This window comes from Lactobacillus sp. Sy-1, from assembly GCF_019303535.1.
Classification (GTDB): Bacteria; Bacillota; Bacilli; order Lactobacillales; family Lactobacillaceae; genus Nicoliella.
Genome location: NZ_JACCIU010000001.1, coordinates 1,093,579 through 1,111,011, shown reverse-complemented (window position 1 = coordinate 1,111,011; position 17,433 = coordinate 1,093,579). Strand labels below are relative to the sequence as shown.

At 41.9% G+C, this 17,433-nt stretch carries 19 protein-coding genes, 1 tRNA gene and 1 other annotated feature; all 20 genes read left to right on the top strand.

Going from position 1 to position 17,433, the window contains the following annotated elements:
- Positions 1 to 376: 376 nt before the first annotated feature.
- Positions 377 to 1,312 (top strand): aspartate carbamoyltransferase catalytic subunit, encoded by a 936-nt coding sequence (locus tag HZL42_RS04725; RefSeq protein WP_219054519.1) that lies wholly within the window; start codon positions 377 to 379, stop codon positions 1,310 to 1,312.
- 2 nt (positions 1,313 to 1,314) lie between these two features.
- On the top strand, positions 1,315 to 2,568 hold the full coding sequence (locus HZL42_RS04720; protein WP_219054518.1) for a dihydroorotase: 1,254 nt from the start codon (positions 1,315 to 1,317) through the stop codon (positions 2,566 to 2,568).
- Positions 2,569 to 2,589: 21 nt separating this feature from the next.
- Positions 2,590 to 3,675, top strand: coding sequence for a carbamoyl phosphate synthase small subunit (locus tag HZL42_RS04715; RefSeq protein ID WP_219054517.1), 1,086 nt, complete (start codon positions 2,590 to 2,592; stop codon positions 3,673 to 3,675).
- Complete coding sequence (carB, locus tag HZL42_RS04710; protein WP_219054516.1) at positions 3,675 to 6,848, top strand: carbamoyl-phosphate synthase large subunit; 3,174 nt, start codon at positions 3,675 to 3,677, stop codon at positions 6,846 to 6,848. Before HZL42_RS04715 ends, carB begins: the two co-directional genes overlap by 1 nt.
- A 13-nt stretch (positions 6,849 to 6,861) precedes the next feature.
- Positions 6,862 to 7,797, top strand: coding sequence for a dihydroorotate oxidase (locus HZL42_RS04705; RefSeq protein ID WP_219054515.1), 936 nt, complete (start codon positions 6,862 to 6,864; stop codon positions 7,795 to 7,797).
- A gap of 130 nt (positions 7,798 to 7,927) precedes the next feature.
- Positions 7,928 to 8,785: an exonuclease SbcC gene (locus tag HZL42_RS04700; RefSeq protein WP_219054514.1), complete on the top strand. Its 858-nt coding sequence runs from the start codon at positions 7,928 to 7,930 to the stop codon at positions 8,783 to 8,785.
- A complete protein-coding gene (locus HZL42_RS04695) occupies positions 8,775 to 9,674 on the top strand; it encodes a hypothetical protein (RefSeq protein WP_219054513.1) in 900 nt (299 codons plus the stop codon). Before HZL42_RS04700 ends, HZL42_RS04695 begins: the two co-directional genes overlap by 11 nt.
- 21 nt (positions 9,675 to 9,695) lie before the next feature.
- A complete protein-coding gene (locus HZL42_RS04690) occupies positions 9,696 to 10,208 on the top strand; it encodes a 2-deoxyuridine 5-triphosphate nucleotidohydrolase (protein ID WP_219054512.1) in 513 nt (170 codons plus the stop codon).
- Positions 10,209 to 10,268: 60 nt separating this feature from the next.
- Positions 10,269 to 10,342: transfer RNA gene (locus tag HZL42_RS04685), tRNA-Arg, on the top strand.
- A 108-nt stretch (positions 10,343 to 10,450) separates the two neighbouring features.
- Positions 10,451 to 10,527: a sequence feature (ribosomal protein L21 leader region), on the top strand.
- A gap of 19 nt (positions 10,528 to 10,546) precedes the next feature.
- Entirely contained in the window at positions 10,547 to 10,855 is a 309-nt protein-coding gene (gene rplU, locus HZL42_RS04680; RefSeq protein ID WP_219054511.1) for a 50S ribosomal protein L21, read from the top strand.
- Positions 10,856 to 10,870: 15 nt separating this feature from the next.
- Complete coding sequence (locus HZL42_RS04675; protein ID WP_219054510.1) at positions 10,871 to 11,206, top strand: ribosomal-processing cysteine protease Prp; 336 nt, start codon at positions 10,871 to 10,873, stop codon at positions 11,204 to 11,206.
- Positions 11,207 to 11,231: 25 nt separating this feature from the next.
- Positions 11,232 to 11,528, top strand: coding sequence for a 50S ribosomal protein L27 (gene rpmA, locus HZL42_RS04670; protein WP_219054509.1), 297 nt, complete (start codon positions 11,232 to 11,234; stop codon positions 11,526 to 11,528).
- 147 nt (positions 11,529 to 11,675) lie between these two features.
- Entirely contained in the window at positions 11,676 to 12,239 is a 564-nt protein-coding gene (gene efp, locus HZL42_RS04665) for an elongation factor P (RefSeq protein ID WP_219054508.1), read from the top strand.
- Between the two features lie 41 nt (positions 12,240 to 12,280).
- Complete coding sequence (locus HZL42_RS04660; protein WP_219054507.1) at positions 12,281 to 12,715, top strand: Asp23/Gls24 family envelope stress response protein; 435 nt, start codon at positions 12,281 to 12,283, stop codon at positions 12,713 to 12,715.
- Positions 12,716 to 12,717: 2 nt separating this feature from the next.
- A complete protein-coding gene (gene nusB / locus HZL42_RS04655) occupies positions 12,718 to 13,119 on the top strand; it encodes a transcription antitermination factor NusB (RefSeq protein ID WP_219054506.1) in 402 nt (133 codons plus the stop codon).
- 150 nt (positions 13,120 to 13,269) lie between these two features.
- Positions 13,270 to 14,133 carry a bifunctional 5,10-methylenetetrahydrofolate dehydrogenase/5,10-methenyltetrahydrofolate cyclohydrolase gene (locus tag HZL42_RS04650; RefSeq protein ID WP_219054505.1) on the top strand — a complete coding sequence of 288 codons (864 nt, stop codon included), beginning with the start codon at positions 13,270 to 13,272 and terminating at the stop codon, positions 14,131 to 14,133.
- Positions 14,123 to 15,481 (top strand): exodeoxyribonuclease VII large subunit, encoded by a 1,359-nt coding sequence (gene xseA / locus HZL42_RS04645; RefSeq protein WP_219054504.1) that lies wholly within the window; start codon positions 14,123 to 14,125, stop codon positions 15,479 to 15,481. Before HZL42_RS04650 ends, xseA begins: the two co-directional genes overlap by 11 nt.
- The gene (locus HZL42_RS04640) at positions 15,474 to 15,701 is read left to right on the top strand and encodes an exodeoxyribonuclease VII small subunit (protein WP_219054503.1); all 228 of its coding nucleotides are present in this window, start codon (positions 15,474 to 15,476) and stop codon (positions 15,699 to 15,701) included. Before xseA ends, HZL42_RS04640 begins: the two co-directional genes overlap by 8 nt.
- Positions 15,702 to 15,703: 2 nt before the next feature.
- On the top strand, positions 15,704 to 16,588 hold the full coding sequence (locus tag HZL42_RS04635; protein ID WP_219054502.1) for a polyprenyl synthetase family protein: 885 nt from the start codon (positions 15,704 to 15,706) through the stop codon (positions 16,586 to 16,588).
- A 16-nt stretch (positions 16,589 to 16,604) separates the two neighbouring features.
- Positions 16,605 to 17,423 carry a TlyA family RNA methyltransferase gene (locus tag HZL42_RS04630; RefSeq protein ID WP_219054501.1) on the top strand — a complete coding sequence of 273 codons (819 nt, stop codon included), beginning with the start codon at positions 16,605 to 16,607 and terminating at the stop codon, positions 17,421 to 17,423.
- Positions 17,424 to 17,433 lie beyond the last annotated feature (10 nt).

The window sequence follows — 17,433 nt, the reverse complement described above, 5'->3', positions numbered from 1 at the left end:
TTACTGATTAAAAATTTTAAAAAGAGTTGTCGATTTAATCGGCAACTCTTTTTTATTTGTGATTGTCTTATGCTGGATTCAATGCTATAATACAAACAACATATGAATATTGATATCCTTTAAGAGTGGACCAGAGAGTCGCCAAGGTTTGAGATAGTATGGGGTGTGGACCGTTTACACTGAATACATACTGTAAGACCAAACCAAAGGGCTTTCTGATTAAATGAATCAGGAGGCTCTTTTATTATGATTGATATCAAATTCGTTTAATTTGTCAATAATGTCCCCAGTGAGGGTAGTTGATGTTGGAAATTCTAAAAACAAGACTACCCAAATGTTACTGGATAGTCTTGTTTTTTAAGGAGGAAGCACATTGATGCAATTAGCGAGTGACCACGATTTCTTAAATATTAACGATTTATCAGAACCTGAGATTAACGATTTAATTGAACTAGGGGAGCAATTCAAACATGCTCAAAAGACGGTTCACCTTAGTCGTCCGGTGTATGCTGCGAACCTATTCTTTGAGAACAGCACCCGAACGCATAGCTCGTTTCAAATGGCTGAAAAGAAGCTAGGAATTGAGTTGATTGGAATTGACCCGGCCACTAGTTCGGTTAAGAAGGGTGAATCACTGGGGGATACGATCAAGACCCTCCAAGCAATTGGAATCGATATTGCGGTAATTCGCCATGCTCAAACCGGTTGGTATCAACAGTTAACGAAGGATCCTAACATCTCGTTGTCACTAGTTAATGCAGGGGATGGGAGTGGCCAACACCCATCGCAAACGCTGCTTGATCTAATGACGATTCACGACGAATTTGGGTCATTTGCGGGTTTGCACATTGGAATCATTGGTGACTTAGCGCATTCACGAGTGGCTCGATCCGATGCGGAATTATTGCATCGCATGGGCGTAAACGTTTCGTTTAGCGGCCCCCGAGAATGGTATCCAGCTGATTTTGACCAATTTGGAACTTACTATCCCGACGTTGATCAAATGCTGCCTAACTTAGACGTTGTGATGTTGTTACGGGTTCAATTAGAACGATTAACCGAAAATGCGGTCGCTTCGTTTACACCAAGTGATTATTACCACACCTACGGGCTTTCTGAAGAACGCGCATCATTAATGAAACCAAACGCCATCATCATGCATCCAGCTCCCGTTAACCGTGGAGTAGAAATTGCCTCATCACTGGTTGAAGCTCCCCAATCACGAATCTTTACCCAGATGCATAATGGGGTGTTTGCTCGAATGGCAATTCTAGCAACCATCTTAGACCAACGCGGACTACTGGAGGACTAAAAATGACAACCTTAATTAAAAACGCACGTTTGAACGACCAAACTATTTCCATATTAATCAAGGATGGCAAAATTACCGCCATTGATTCTTCAATCAATACGGATGCAGAGAATGTTTTTGACGCCCATAATCATCAAGTCATTCCTGGATTAGTGGATGTTCACGTTCACTTTCGTGATCCGGGTTTGACCTATAAGGAAACCATCGAAACAGGGAGTAAGGCTTCCGCACACGGTGGTTTTACAACCGTTTTTGCAATGCCCAATGTAAAGCCAGTGGTTGACAATCCAACTGACTTTGCCAAGATGGTTGCCAAAAATCAAGCAGATGGCGTAATCAAGATTAAACAATACGCTGCCATTTCTGGAGATTTAACTGCGAATCAAGTAACCGATATTAAGGATATGGCTGACCTTGGCGCCATCGGGTTTACTAACGACGGTCACGGAGTGCAAACTGCCGATACGATGTATCAGGCAATGAAACTAGCTAAATCTGTGAACCGGCCAATTGTTGCCCACGTTGAAGATGATAGCCTAATTCATGGTGGGGTTATGAATGCTGGACTTGCTGCCGACCGATTAGGACTTCCTGGAATGAGTAGCTTAAGTGAATCAGCCCAGCTAGCTCGTGACTTAGTATTGGCAAACGCCACTGGCGTTCATTATCACGTAGCACATATTTCAACCAAGGAATCAGTTGAACTACTCCGGATTGCGAAAGCACGGGGGATGAATGTGACTGCTGAAGTATCACCACATCACTTACTATTGGATGACTCAATGATTACGATGGATAATCCAATGATGAAGATGAATCCACCATTGCGGAGTCCGGAAGACCGAGCGGCTTTAATTAGTGGGTTATTGGATGGCACCATTGACATGGTTGCTACTGACCATGCGCCCCATAGTGTTGAAGAAAAACAGGGTTCCATGCGGTCAGCATCTTTTGGAATTGTCGGGATTGAAACGGCGTTCAGTTTGATTTACACTCATTTTGTGAAGAGTGGGCTGGTTGATTTACAAACGGCGCTTGACTGGATGGTTACCAATCCGATTAAGGCGTTTGGCCTCCATGATGCTGGCCAACTACGGGTTGGTGATGCTGCTGACTTAGTAATTATGGACTTAGACCACGAGTTTAACATTGATGCCGCTGACTTTTTATCCAAGGGCAAGAATTCACCATTTATTGGTGATCAGGTTTACGGTAAGACAATTGCAACGTTCGTTTCCGGGAAACAAGTTTATTAATCACATTCGAGGGGGATTACAATGAAGCGTTACTTAGTATTGAAAAATGGATCTGTTTATTCTGGAGAAGGGTTTGGATCAACTAAAGATGTCTTTACCGAAGTCGTATTTAGTACTGGAATGACGGGTTATCAAGAAACGATTACCGATCCTAGTTATTACGGGCAATCAATGGTGTTTACATACCCATTGATTGGAAATTACGGGATTAATAGTGATGATTTTGAAAGTTTTAAACCGGCCGTGGATGCAATTATTATTCACGAGTTGGCGCGTCGGCCCAGTAATTTCCGCTCAGTGATGAGTTTAGCAGAATACGCTGAACAAGAAGATCTTCCTGGTTTGACCGGGGTTGATACTAGAAAGCTAGCTAAGGAAATCAGAAATGAAGGGTCAATGCCCGCTGTGATCGTTAGTGAACTAAATCAAGCTAAGATCGATAAGATGTTTGAACGTGATTACCAATCAGAATTGATTGCTAAGGCAAAGCAAGTGGCAACTAAGAACATCTACCAAGCACCTAGTGATGGGGTGCGGATCGCTCTTCTGGACTTTGGACTAAAGGAATCAATTGTGAAGGCCTTAACCAAGCGCAACGCCAACGTAATTGTTTTCCCAGGGAACACGCCTGCTAAGGAAATTATGGAATCCCACCCAGCCGGCATTTTACTTTCCAACGGACCAGGTGACCCCACCCAATACCCATACGCATTGGAAACAATTCGCGAATTGCAGGAACACTACCCATTGATGGGGATTTGTTTAGGACACCAACTCTTTGCCCTTGCCAATGGTGCACAGACTTATAAGATGAAGTTTGGGCATCGGGGCTTTAACCATGCGGTTAGCGACATTGATTGCACCCGGCGGAACTTTACTTCCCAAAACCACGGGTATGCCGTTGATCGAGATTCCCTAAAGGATACCGACCTCGTAATCACCCATGAAGAAATCAACGACGGGACCGTTGAAGGGGTTAAATTAAAGGGTCACAAAGCATTTTCCGTTCAATTCCATCCAGACGCTTGTCCTGGACCACATGATTCCGAATACATGTTTGACAAATTTATTAACCTAATTAACGAAAATAATGGAGGTCAAAACTAATGCCAAAGAGAACCGATATTCACAAGATTTTAGTAATTGGATCAGGACCCATCGTGATTGGGCAAGCCGCTGAATTTGATTACTCTGGTTCGCAAGCCTGCTTGTCATTACGAGAAGAGGGTTATGAAGTGATTTTGATCAACTCGAACCCTGCAACCATCATGACCGATAAGGAAATTGCTGATAAGGTGTTCATCGAACCAATTACGTTAGAATTCGTTTCTAAGATTATTCGGCAAGAACTTCCAGACGCCATTTTACCTACCCTTGGGGGCCAGACCGGTTTAAACATGGCTAAGCAATTAGCTGATTCAGGAATTCTAAAGGAATTAGATATCGAACTACTGGGAACTAAGCTTCATGCGATCGAAGAAGCTGAAGATCGAGAACTGTTCAAGGATTTAATGGAACGTCTTGACGAACCAGTTCCTGAATCCAGAATTGCCACTACGTTAAAAGAGGCGCAAGATTTTGTGGCTGAAGTTGGCTATCCAGTTGTAATCCGACCGGCATATACGTTAGGGGGAACTGGTGGTGGATTCGCATACAATGACGACCAACTCCATGAAATTACCACTAACGGACTGGAACTATCACCGGTGACCCAGGTATTGGTGGAACGTTCAATCGCTGGTTACAAGGAAATTGAATTTGAAGTGATGCGGGATGCTTCAGATAACGCGTTGATCGTAGCTTCAATGGAAAACGTGGACCCAGTTGGAATTCATACCGGGGATTCAATTGTGGTATCACCAACCCAAACCCTTTCTGACCGTGATTATCAAATGATGCGGGATGTGGCATTAAAGATTATCCGAGCCCTAAAGATTGAGGGTGGCGTGAACATCCAAATGGCGTTAGACCCAAACAGTTTCAAATACTACATCATTGAAGTAAACCCCCGGGTATCACGTTCATCCGCTCTTGCATCTAAGGCTACTGGGTACCCAATTGCTAAGATGGCCGCTAAAATTGCGGTTGGTTTACACCTCGATGAAATTACGAACCCAATTACTGGAACCACGCTTGCTGAATTCGAACCCGCTTTGGATTACGTGGTTACTAAGATTCCAAGATGGCCCTTTGATAAGTTTCCCGCTGCGAGTCGGCAGCTTGGAACTCAAATGAAGGCCACGGGTGAGGTAATGGCAATTGGGAGGAACTTTGAAGAATCCATCTTAAAAGCGGTTCGTTCACTTGAAATTGACGATAAGTACGTCTTTGATAGTCGGCTTGCTGAAGTTGATACCCAAGCCCTATTGGATCAACTAGTGCCAGCTCAAGATGACCGGCTATTTGTAATTTGTGAACTATTGAGAAGACACGTTCCATTGGAAAAAATTCATGAAATCACCAAGATCAATGAATTCTACTTGGATAAATTCTTACACATTATCGAAATTGAAGAACAACTCAAAAAAGACCAAAGTAACGAAGCGCTCCGGTTGGCCAAGCAAAATGGTTTTACCGATGACGAAATTGGTCTGCTCTGGTCTAAGACTGGTGATCAAATTCGTGAAACTAGAAAGCAAAATGACATCTTACCAGTCTACAAGATGGTTGATACCGTCGCTGGTGAATTTGAATCCAAGACCCCATATTACTACGGTACCTACGAAGAATCCGATGAATCTGTGGTTACTGATAGACCATCAATCCTAGTAATTGGTTCTGGACCAATCAGAATTGGGCAGGGGGTTGAATTTGACTACGCAACCGTTCATAGTGTTAGAGCAATTCAAAAGGCCGGCTACGAAGCAATTATCATGAATTCTAATCCAGAAACGGTTTCAACCGATTTCTCCATCTCTGATAAGCTTTACTTTGAACCATTGACCCTTGAGGACGTTTTAAACGTAATTGACCACGAAAAACCACTGGGGGTCGTTGTCCAATTTGGTGGGCAAACTGCAATCAACCTTGCAGAACCACTTCATGAACGGGGAATCAAAATCCTTGGGACTACGGTTGAAGACATTAACCGTGGTGAAGATCGGGAACTATTTGGGGAAGTAATTGACCGACTTCAGTTACCACAACCAAAGGGAGCTACCGCCACGACTGTTGATGGCGCCGTTAAGGTTGCGAATGAAATTGGATACCCAATTTTAATTCGGCCATCATACGTTTTAGGTGGTCGGGCAATGGAAATCATTACCTCAGACGACGCTCTCCGTGAATATATGAACCGGGCGGTCAAGGTTTCAAATGAACATCCAGTATTGATTGATTCTTACCTCGTGGGTTCAGAAGCAGAAGTAGATGTAATTGCTGACGGGACTAACGTTGTTATTCCAGGAATTTTGGAACACATTGAACGGGCTGGAATCCATTCTGGAGACTCAATGGGGGTTTACCCACCACAAAACATGCTCCCAAGTATCAAGGAACAAATTATTGAAGACTCCATTAAGCTAGCCAAGGACTTAAAGACGGTGGGGTTAATGAACATTCAATTTGTAATTCATGATAATAAAGCCTACGTGATTGAAGTGAATCCCCGGGCATCTAGAACGGTTCCATTCCTCTCCAAGGTGACCCACATTTCAATGGCCCAAGTGGCAACCCAAGTGATGTTAGGAAAGACACTACCAGAATTAGGGTTAAAGGAAGGGCTAGTACCAGAACCAAAGACCGTCCATGTTAAGGCACCGGTATTTAGTTTTAGTAAGCTGCCAGCCGTTAATAGTACTTTAGGTCCTGAAATGAAGTCGACCGGTGAAGTAATGGGTTCAGACGTTACCTATCCTAAGGCGCTTTACAAGGCGTTCGTTGCTTCTGGGGTTAAGGTCCCTGATCACGGAAACGTTCTCTTTACGGTTGCCGATGCTGACAAACAAGAATCATTAGACTTGGCACTTCGTTTCAAAGCTCTTGGGTTCCAAATTCAAGGCACCGAACAAACTGCGAAGTTCTTTGAAAAGCACGGCCTGACTGCTAATAAGATCGATAAGTTAGAAGAATCAGAAAACAATGCGATTACGGAATTACAAGAAGACCAACTCCAAGTCGTAGTCAATACGGTTGATAATACTAAGCGGGCTGCGAATGATGAAAGTCAAATTAGAGCGACTGCAATTGAAAATGAAGTCCCACTATTCACTGCTCTGGATACGGTCGCTGTCTTCTTGGACGTATTAGAAGCGCGTTCATTTGAAATTAAGCCATTATAATTAGGAGGAAGCAATGAGTAAGCTGGATTTAACTGGTCAGATCAATGGACTGACTTTCAACCAATTATTTTTAAACGCATCTGGTGTTCACTGCCAAAGTACTGAGGAGTTAGACGACCTCTTAAACGATCCGTATATGGGAGGAATTGTAACGAAGAGTGCAACTTTAGCAAAACGGGATGGCAATCCTGCACCGCGCTACTACGAGTTACAAAATGGCTCAATCAATTCAATGGGCCTACCGAACTACGGATTTGATTACTACATTAAGTACGTTTTAAGTGACCATGCAAAGCCAACGATTTTATCAGTAGCTGGCCTTTCAGCTGCCGATGATGTTAAATTGCTCCACCAAATTCAAGACTCAGATTATGATGGATTAACAGAGCTGAATTTGTCATGTCCAAACGTAATTGGTAAGCCCCAAATGGCTTACGATGTTGATGGAACCAGGGCCCTCTTAGATGAAATTTTCGCGTTTTATAAGAAACCACTAGGGGTTAAGTTACCACCATACTTTGATTTAGTTCATTTTGATCAAATTGCGGCGGTCTTGAATAAATACCCATTGACCCACGTTAATACCATTAATTCGGTTGGAAACGGCCTTTGGGTCGACGTTGCTAGTGAATCAGTGGTAATTAAACCGAAGGGTGGTTTTGGTGGCCTAGGCGGGAAAATGGTTCTACCAACCGCACTCGCAAACGTGCGGGCACTTCGGCAACGCTTAAACGCTTCAATTAAGATTATTGGAACCGGTGGGGTACAAACCGGAGCGGATGTCTTTGCTCACATTCTGTGTGGGGCTGAGTTAGTATCAGTTGGGACCCAGTTGCAATCAGAAGGGCTAGGGGTTTATAAACGCTTAACCACTGAATTAGAACGAATCATGACTGATAAGGGTTACCAATCACTTTCTGATTTTCGGGGAAACCTTAAAACAATTTAAAATAAAATTATTTATCCCAAAATTTAAATTATGATATTATAGAATGTAGTTAACTATGTCTAGTTGACTGCATTTTTGTTTACGACACATAGATGTAGTTTTAAAACATGAAATAGAGCGAGGGTAAACAATGAATAATGACAGAGACAATCGGGCTACCGAACTAAGTGTTAGTTTAAACGCTAAGATTGATCACCTAAATGCACTACGAGATGCGTTGAACCATGGTGACGATTTAGCGATTTACAAGTTAATTAATGCAAAGCACTTCAATGAAATTATGCAACCAGCAGAACCAGTTGATGATAAGTACGATGTATCACTACTAGTAAAAGATTTACAATCTGAATTAAGCCACTACTTAAGTGAAGGATTGATTAACTACTTGGGCCAAAATTATCCATTTTTCTACTATAATGAGTATCAATTTGGTCATTTTCGGATTTTCTTTGGGAACTGGTGGGATCATAAGCTATTTGGCGAATTAGACGTATTAAACGTTAAATTTGAATTTAACGAGGTCGAACTAGATAAATTAGGGCGTTCCTTTGAATTAGAGGCTGAAAATAAGACCTTCTATTCTGATGAAATTATGTCAATTACCGACAAGAGTCAGGAAATTCAATCCTTGATTGATGAAAAAGATGAACGGGATGCAATGAAGGCTGACTTGAAGGTTGCGATTCGTGAAAACGAATCCGGAATCACGATGCCATGGGATGCTGCAAGGGTGAAGGCCGAACACACCCAGTTGACCAACCAATATAAGCACTTAGTTGCAGAAGATGAGGCGGCTTCTGAAGGGGCTAAGCAAATTAAGCAAAATGAAGCTAGAATCTTGGAGCTAAATAAGGAAGACACAATTATTAGCTACGAAAAGCAAAGCATTCGTGATTGCTTCCAGAACTTTAATAACTTCATGGATACCCAATCAGGGCTTTATGCTGATTATATGCAAAGTTTAGGAGGCGATAATCATGAAGGATAGCGATCGAAAAATGGGAATTGCGCTTTTTGAATATAACCGGAATCTAAAAGCGGGATTGGACCGGGGAACTAAATATTCTGAACTGTTAGATAAGATGACCTATACTAATGATTTAGAAGAATTATTCAACTCAATTCAAGAATTAATTCATTTTCAAATGGACACTGAATTCGTGCAGTTTCCAATTAGATACTCAACGGCTGATTTATACTTAGTCTTTATGGCCCGCTTATTAGAAGAACATAATATTTCATCAATGATTCAAATGCAAATGAATGGAACAGCGGGGAATGTGGTTCAACACTTGACCCAATTAGAAGCAGCTGATTCATTTAAGTTCGTTGTTGATCGAAATCGAATTGCCTATACTGACGTAAATCGGGGTGAACACATTTTTTACCTTGATTTTGATGCTAAACAAGCTGGTTTCGATAGCAATGCGCTATTGAATCTATTTGTGGTGGATTTAAACCCAACGGTGGGTCCGACCCCAATTATCATTGCAGTTAACACGCTAATTGCGTTTACTAAGTTCATGGGAACTGATTATGGATACGAGGTTGATTACAGCATTTTGGATACGACTAATGCTAGTTTTCATGCCTTTAGAAACCGAAACTTGCCTTCTCGCTTTATTGATGAACTCTTTATTAAGGCTTCTGAAAATAAGTATCCACTAATGTCATACCAACTATCTGGGGCCCAGTTAAACCTTGACGGGGTTCAACTAAATATTTTCAACAACCAGGATGAAGCTAACCCTAATTGGGGGCTTCAAGTTGTCGATAGTGGGGAGAACGTTTCATGGTTCCAACTACTATTAAGATACGACTTTTTGAAGGATTGGTATCTAACCAACCTCGCAGATTTGGAAATTGATGCTGATTAATTAAGAAGGGAGAATGTGTACTTGGACTTTCAAGTAATGCTGGTTAATGCGGTGAATTATTACCGTCAATTTGAACAACAAAACCAGTTACAGTACCTACCAGAAACCCGGTTTAAAAACGCGTTTGTTGAATTGGACGTTTCATTTGCTGAACTAGCGAAAATGATTGGATGGTATATTCCTAAGGCAGATCGAAAATCATTTAGCTCAGTAGAATTACTCGCCCAGTACGCACGGGTGTTACGGTCCTTTTTACTGGTTGCAAACCTGAGAAATTGGAACCGGAACGTGTTAGTTGATGCAGATGAATTAGATAAGTTGAGCCGGCAATTTACTAAAACGGACTTTAGTAAACTATACCTAGCGACTAAAAACATGTTATTTGCAGCCTACTTCAAGCATAGCCAAACTGACTTTAACCATGCCTGGAAACTATTTTTGAAATTAGGGTTAGCTGATTTGCACTTTAGCGCTGATGATATCAATGCTGAATTCAATCGCCAGATTAATTTAAACCCGATTGATCCGAAATAATTTTAGATATGGATTGACACATTTAAATTCATCTCGTATAATCATTAATGTTGTTTGAATGTCGCAGTAGCCCAGTTGGATAGAGCAACGGTCTTCTAAACCGTAGGTCGAGAGTTCGAGTCTCTCCTGCGACACTAAAGATAGCATTAAAAAACATTAACCTTTTTGGGTTAATGTTTTTTTGTTGCTTGACTTAGGTTCTTTAAGTGGGTTATACTAATCACTGTTGTATTTGTGGACTTCCACAGCTACAACCGCACGATTTAAGTATTAAGTTCGCTTAATGTGACGCTTAATTTCGGCGAGTCTAAGCAAATTATTTAAGGAGGTGCACATAGATGTACGCAATTATTATTACAGGTGGTAAGCAATACAAGGTTGCTGAAGGTGAATCAATCTTCGTTGAAAAGTTAAACGCTAACGAAGGTGACAAGGTTACCTTTGACAAGGTTGTATTTGTTGGTGGTGACTCAGCTAAGGTTGGGGCTCCACTAGTTGATGGTGCTTCAGTTTCAGGAACTGTTGAAAAGCAAGGTCGTGAAAAGAAGATTACTATCTTCAGATACAAGCCAAAGAAGGGTTCCCAATCCAAGAAGGGTCATAGACAACCTTATACTAAGGTTAAGATTGACTCCATTAAGGCTTAATTAAGGGAGCTATTAATGATACAAGCAATGATTCATTATCATGGTGATTTGATTACCGCCTTTGAATTAACAGGTCATGCTGATTCGGGTGAATATGGTCAAGATATTGTTTGTTCAGCGGTTTCCGCTTTGTCGATTACAACGACGAATGCGTTGCAGACTGTTGCTGGAGTTATCCCGGATGTCCAAAGCGACTCCGTGAATGGCGGTTTATTGATCGTCAAGCTCCCAGCCATTAATAATCATGAACAGTCATTGAAGGCTCAGACGTTGCTTGCAGCGTTTGAATTGGGGATGGCTGACATTGCGAAAATTTATTCGCAATACGTTAATTTAAAAATAAATCAATAAATTCCATCCGTGGAGGTGTAATCAAATGTTAGAAATGAACTTACAATTCTTCTCTCACCATAAAGGGGGAGGTTCAACTGCTAATGGTCGTGACTCAGCTGGTCGTCGTCTAGGAACTAAGATTCCTGATGGTGGTTTAGCTACCAAGGGCGCAATCATCTACCGTCAACGTGGTACTCACATCTACCCAGGTGTAAACGTTAAGCGTGGTGGCGATGACACTTTATTTGCTCTTGCTGACGGGATCGTTAAGTTTGAACGTTTAGGCCGTAACCGTCGTCAAGTTTCAGTATACCCAGTATCTGAAGCTGTCGCTAAATAATACGGACAAAAGATACCTAAGGAGCCTTATGGGCTCCTTTTTATTTTGTTATTGGGACTTAGTAATCAAACTAAGACTAAGTATGTTATAATATTTAAGATAATCAAGATAGGGATATCATTGTTTTTTACTATAGGAGGAATAACAATGGCTACAATTTCGACTGCACAATTTAAGAACGGTTTAACAATTGAGGTGGATAACGCAATTTGGAAAATCATCAGTTTCCAACACGTTAAGCCTGGTAAAGGAGGCGCTTTTGTTCGTTCAAAATTAAAGAACTTAAGAACTGGTGCCGTTCAAGATAAGACTTTCCGGGCTGGTGCTAAGATGGAACAAGCACCAATTACCACTAGAAAGATGCAATACCTTTACGGAGACCCAACCGGTTGCGTATTTATGGATATGGACACTTACGAACAAATTACCATTCCAGAAAACCAAATTGAACAAGAAATGAATTACCTTCAAGAAAATATGGAAGTTAACGTTGTTCAATACGGAAGCGAAACTCTCGGAGTTGAACTACCAAATACGGTTGTTTTAGAAGTTGCTGATACTGAACCAAGTATTAAGGGAAACACTGCTTCTGGTGGTTCCAAGCCTGCTACGATGACAACTGGATTAGTTGTTCAAGTTCCATTTTTCGTGAACTCAGGAGACAAGTTAACAATTAACACCACTGATGGGACTTATATCTCCAGAGCTTAATTACAATATCAATACCGGCATTTAATGAAAGGGTGATATTTATGGCAGAGAGTAATACTTTATTAAAGGGCAACAAGCAAAGTGCGGGTTCGATTCATATTGCCCCACGGGTACTGGAAATCATTGCCAGCATTGCCGCTGTTAAGGTCCCTGGAGTTGAACGGATGCAAGGTTCATTTGCCACCGGGGTAAACGAACTATTCGGTCACAAGGATTTTGGAAAGGGGATTAAACTTTCCTTTAATGATCAGGACCAAGTTAGCGTTGATATCTATGTCTATGTTGACTACGGAGTTTCAGTTCCCAAGGTAGCGTTAGAAATCCAAGATAAGGTCAAACAACAACTCTTGTTTATGACCGAATTGGATGTTTTAGATGTAAACGTTCATATTGAAGGGATTGTTCATGCTCATTCTGAAAGCAAAATTGATCCTGATGATTTATTTGCGGATAACGATAACAGTAAGGGTGAGTAAAAGTGAGTTTAAATCGACATCAAATTAGAGAGCTTGCTTTTCAGACTTTGTTTGCAATCAATGCAAATCAAGAAACTGACAAGGAAAGTTTTTTCCATGCAATCGTTAAGGATGACGAGGCTGAATATCCTGAATTTCTCCGTCAGTTAGTTGATGGAGTTATTGAACACCAATCAGAATTAGATTCACAAATTAGTGAATACCTAGGTCAGAAGTGGTCGATTGGTAGAATTGCAAAGGTGGATTTAATCGTCCTACGCATTGCATTCTACGAACATGATTACGTTGACGATATTCCTGATAAAGTAGCTGTTAATGAAGCAATCGAATTAACCAAAAAGTATAGTGATGATCGCTCTCGTCGCTTTGTTAGTGGCGTGCTTTCACACATTGTTGAGGGTTAACGATATTACTAAATTAATAATAATTTAATTTTGTTATAAAGGATTCGTACTGGGTACGAATCCTTTTTTAAAATAATCATTGGTATGCTAAAATAAAAAGAGATTGTAAAATTTAAATTGTTCATAAAAAACAAGGGGTTGAATTGAAGCATGGCACAAATTATTGATGGAAGAGCGTTGGCAAAAAAGACTAATGATGAAACTAAACAAATGGTGACCGAATTACATAGTTTAGGGATTAAACCATGTTTAGCGGTAATTTTAGTTGGGGATGACCAGGCCAGTGCTCGGTACGTACGAAACAAGCATAAGAAGGCCGAACAATTAGGAATTGAATCCATTGTGAACCACCTTCCGGCTGAAACAACGCAAACTGAACTCCTAAAGGTGGTTAATCAATATAACGAAGACCCCACAGTTGATGGGATTTTGGTTCAATCACCACTTCCTAAGCACATTGATGAACAACTAATTACTAGAACGATTAAACCTGAGAAAGACGTTGATGGTTTCCACCCCGTTAATGTCGGAAACTTGTTTTTAAATGAACCCAAACACTACCCCGTTGCATGTACTCCTAAGGGGGTCATGGCCATGTTTGAAGAATACCAAATTGACCTGACCGGTAAAAAGGCAGTTGTAATTGGAAGAAGTTCAATTGTGGGGCGGCCAATGGCAGCACTATTGATTAACGCTAATGCTACTGTAACCGTATTGAATCACTACTCAGAAGATTCCAAAAGCTTCATTAAGCAAGCAGACATTGTGATTGCTGCAACTGGGAAGTTACACATGGTATCTGGGGACGACTTAAAGGTGGGGGCCACTGTGATTGATGTGGGCCAAAACTTAAACGAAGCCGGTAAGTTAGTTGGGGATGTTGACTATGATTCCGCTGAAAAAGTAGCTGGCTACATCACCCCAGTTCCCGGTGGGGTTGGTCCAATGACGATTGCAATTTTAATGCGGCAAACCGTTGAATTAGCAACTTGGAGTGCTAAGGATGACCACTAATCCTGAATATCTGTCAGTTTCTGCGTTTACTGGCTACATTAAGCGCAAATTTGACGTTGATCCATACCTAGAGCACGTTTATATTACCGGTGAAATCTCTAATTTTCGCCGGCGCCCGAAGCATCAATACTTTTCACTCAAGGATGATAAAACCAAGATTAATGTTATGATGTGGAAATCAGATTTTGATAAGGTTCCTTTTGAATTAGAAGAGGGCATGAAGGTCAATGCATCTGGACGGATTTCAGTGTACGAAGTTGGTGGGAATTACCAGCTCTACATTAAAAGAATTGAGCCAGATGGGATTGGTGCGCTTTATCAGGCGTTTGAGCAACTAAAAAAACGCTTAGCGAGTGAGGGCTTGTTTGACCCGGCCCATAAGCAACCAATTCCTAATTATCCAAAACGAATTGCGGTTGTAACATCCGAAAGCGGAGCCGTGATTAAGGATATTATCACGACCGTTAGAAGGCGCTATCCCATTGCCCAAATTGTCCTATTTCCAGCCGTTGTACAGGGAGATAAAGCAGCTGATGATATTGTTACCCAGATTGAACGGGTTAATGCGTTGGGGAATTACGATACGTTAATTATTGGTCGTGGGGGTGGCTCCATCGAAGATTTGTGGCCATTTAACGAAGAACGGGTGGCGCGGGCTATTTATAATAGCCAAATTCCAATCATTTCTTCAGTGGGACATGAGACCGATACGACCATTGCCGACTACGTTGCTGATATGCGGGCTGCGACTCCGACTGCAGCGGCCGAGGAAGCAGTGCCAAAGCTTTCCCAGGTATTGATTAATTTAAATCAGCTCCATGATCGCACCCTGGTGGCGTTTCGCAACCTCTTATTTAATTACCAACAACGCCTTGCGAATGTGCAAGCGTCCTATGTCTTTAAACAACCAGAGAGACTATATGAGGCTTACGTTCAACACCTTGATAATCTTAATCAACGCTTGAACGCCGCCTTTAAGGGCCTATTAAATGACGAGCAAAACATCCTGCAAAAATTAAATTATGACCTTCGGGCGCAAAGCCCAATGGGGCTAATTCAAAACCAAGGCAACCAGTTAAAATGGTTGGATGAACGGTTGCGCAGTGCCATTATCAATCAATTGAATGATAAGCAAAACCACTTTAAACGCGTTGTGAACGCTTTGGACCACCTCAGCCCACTGCAGATTATGGGTCGTGGTTATTCATACGTTTCCAAGGATGACCACGTGATTAAAACCGCAAGTGAACTACGGGTTGATGATCAAATTACCCTCGGGTTTATCGACGGAAACGCGAAGGCCCAAATTAAGCAGATTGAAGTTAAGGAGCGAAAAAATAATGACTGATCAACCATCATTTGAGCAAAATATGCAAAAACTAGAACAAATTGTTCAACAACTAGAACAGGGGAACGTCCCACTGGAACAGGCTTTAAAACAGTTCCAAGCTGGCGTCCAACTCAGCAGCGAACTACAAGCAACCTTAAACAATGCAGAAAACAAGTTAACTAAGGTTATGAATGCCAATAACCAAGAAGAACCATTTGACCGCGACCAGGGGAATTAAAAATGGGGATTGATAATCAATTAGCAACGTTTGAAAATCAGTTTAAGCCGTTGATTAACACCCTTTTGGTTGAACAGCTTCCAAATGACGTTGACCAACCAGAGTTGGCTGATTCAATGCTGTATTCAGTTGCTGCGGGTGGCAAACGGCTGCGACCATTACTGACGATTGCGGTGATTCAAACGCTAAGTGGTCAGGTTGCACCATCACAGATGAAAGCCGCCTGTGCAGTTGAACTATTGCATACGTATTCGTTAATTCATGACGACTTACCCGCAATGGATAATGATGACTTAAGGCGGGGCAAACCCACCAACCACGTTAAATTTGGTGCTGGAATGGCCACTTTAGCTGGGGATGGACTATTGACGCTTGCGTTTCAATGGTTGGTTGACAATTCACTGCCAGCTCAAACCAAGGTCAATTTAGTAACCGCATTAAGCCGCCTGGCTGGACCGGCTGGAATGGTAGCTGGCCAAGCAGATGATATTAACTTTGAAAACCATCAGTTGGGGTTAGCAGAGTTAAAGCGTCTGCACCGTCACAAGACGGGGGACTTAATTTTATACGCGGTGACTGCCGGGATGCTTATTACCGACAACCTTGCGTATAAAGCTGAATTAACCCAGTTTGCGGATGCATTCGGCCTCGCATTTCAAATTTACGATGATATCTTGGATGTTACCAGTAGTGCTGAACACCTTGGCAAGCCGGTCCATCAAGATGCAGTCAAAAACACCTATCCGAATTTAATGGGTCTAGACCGCTCCTATCAGGAACTGGAAACCACGATTCAGAATGGTCAGGCGGCCCTGGCCCGGATGCAAGATGAAAACCAAGTTGATGTTAGCTTATTATCGGCCTTCTTTTCATATTTTCAATTTTAATGGAGCATAGAAATAAATGGAAAAACAGAGAGTAGATATTTTACTAGTTGCGCAGGGACTATTTGATTCCCGCGAAAAAGCAAAACGGGCCATTATGGCTGGCGAAGTTCTAGGTAAAAATGAAGAACGCTTGGATAAGCCGGGGGAACGGATCCCGGTTGATACTAAGTTACATTTAAAGGGCAAGGCATTACCCTACGTTAGCCGGGGGGGCTTGAAGTTAGAAAAGGCCCTGCGGGTGTTTAAAATTGACGTTAGTGGCCTTAAGGTGTTAGATATTGGTTCGTCGACCGGTGGATTTACGGACGTGATGCTACAATCCGGCGCAAGCCAAAGCTATGCGCTGGATGTGGGGAGCAACCAACTAGTTTGGAAATTGCGCAACGACCCACGGGTAATCGTAATGGAACACACCAACTTCCGTTATAGTAAGCTAGCTGATTTTGCCGCTGGCCAACCAGAATTCGCATCGATTGATGTATCATTCATTTCGCTTCACCTAATCTTGCCCCCACTAAAGCAAATTATTAAGCTGAATGGAGAAGTGGTTGCCCTAGTGAAACCTCAGTTTGAAGCGGGCCGGGAAAACGTTGGCAAACATGGAATTGTCCGTGACCATCAAGTGCACGTTGACGTTTTAAATGACATTGTGCAGTTTTCAGTTGCAAGTGGCTATTCGGTATTAGGACTAGACTTTTCACCAATTAAGGGTGGCGAAGGGAATATTGAATTTTTGATTCACTTACGCTCGGTCACTGAACCAACGATTTCACCAGATGTTTCTGTCGATCAAGTTCTAAAAAATGCGGATGAAGCACTAAATATTAAAAAATAACGGTAAAGGG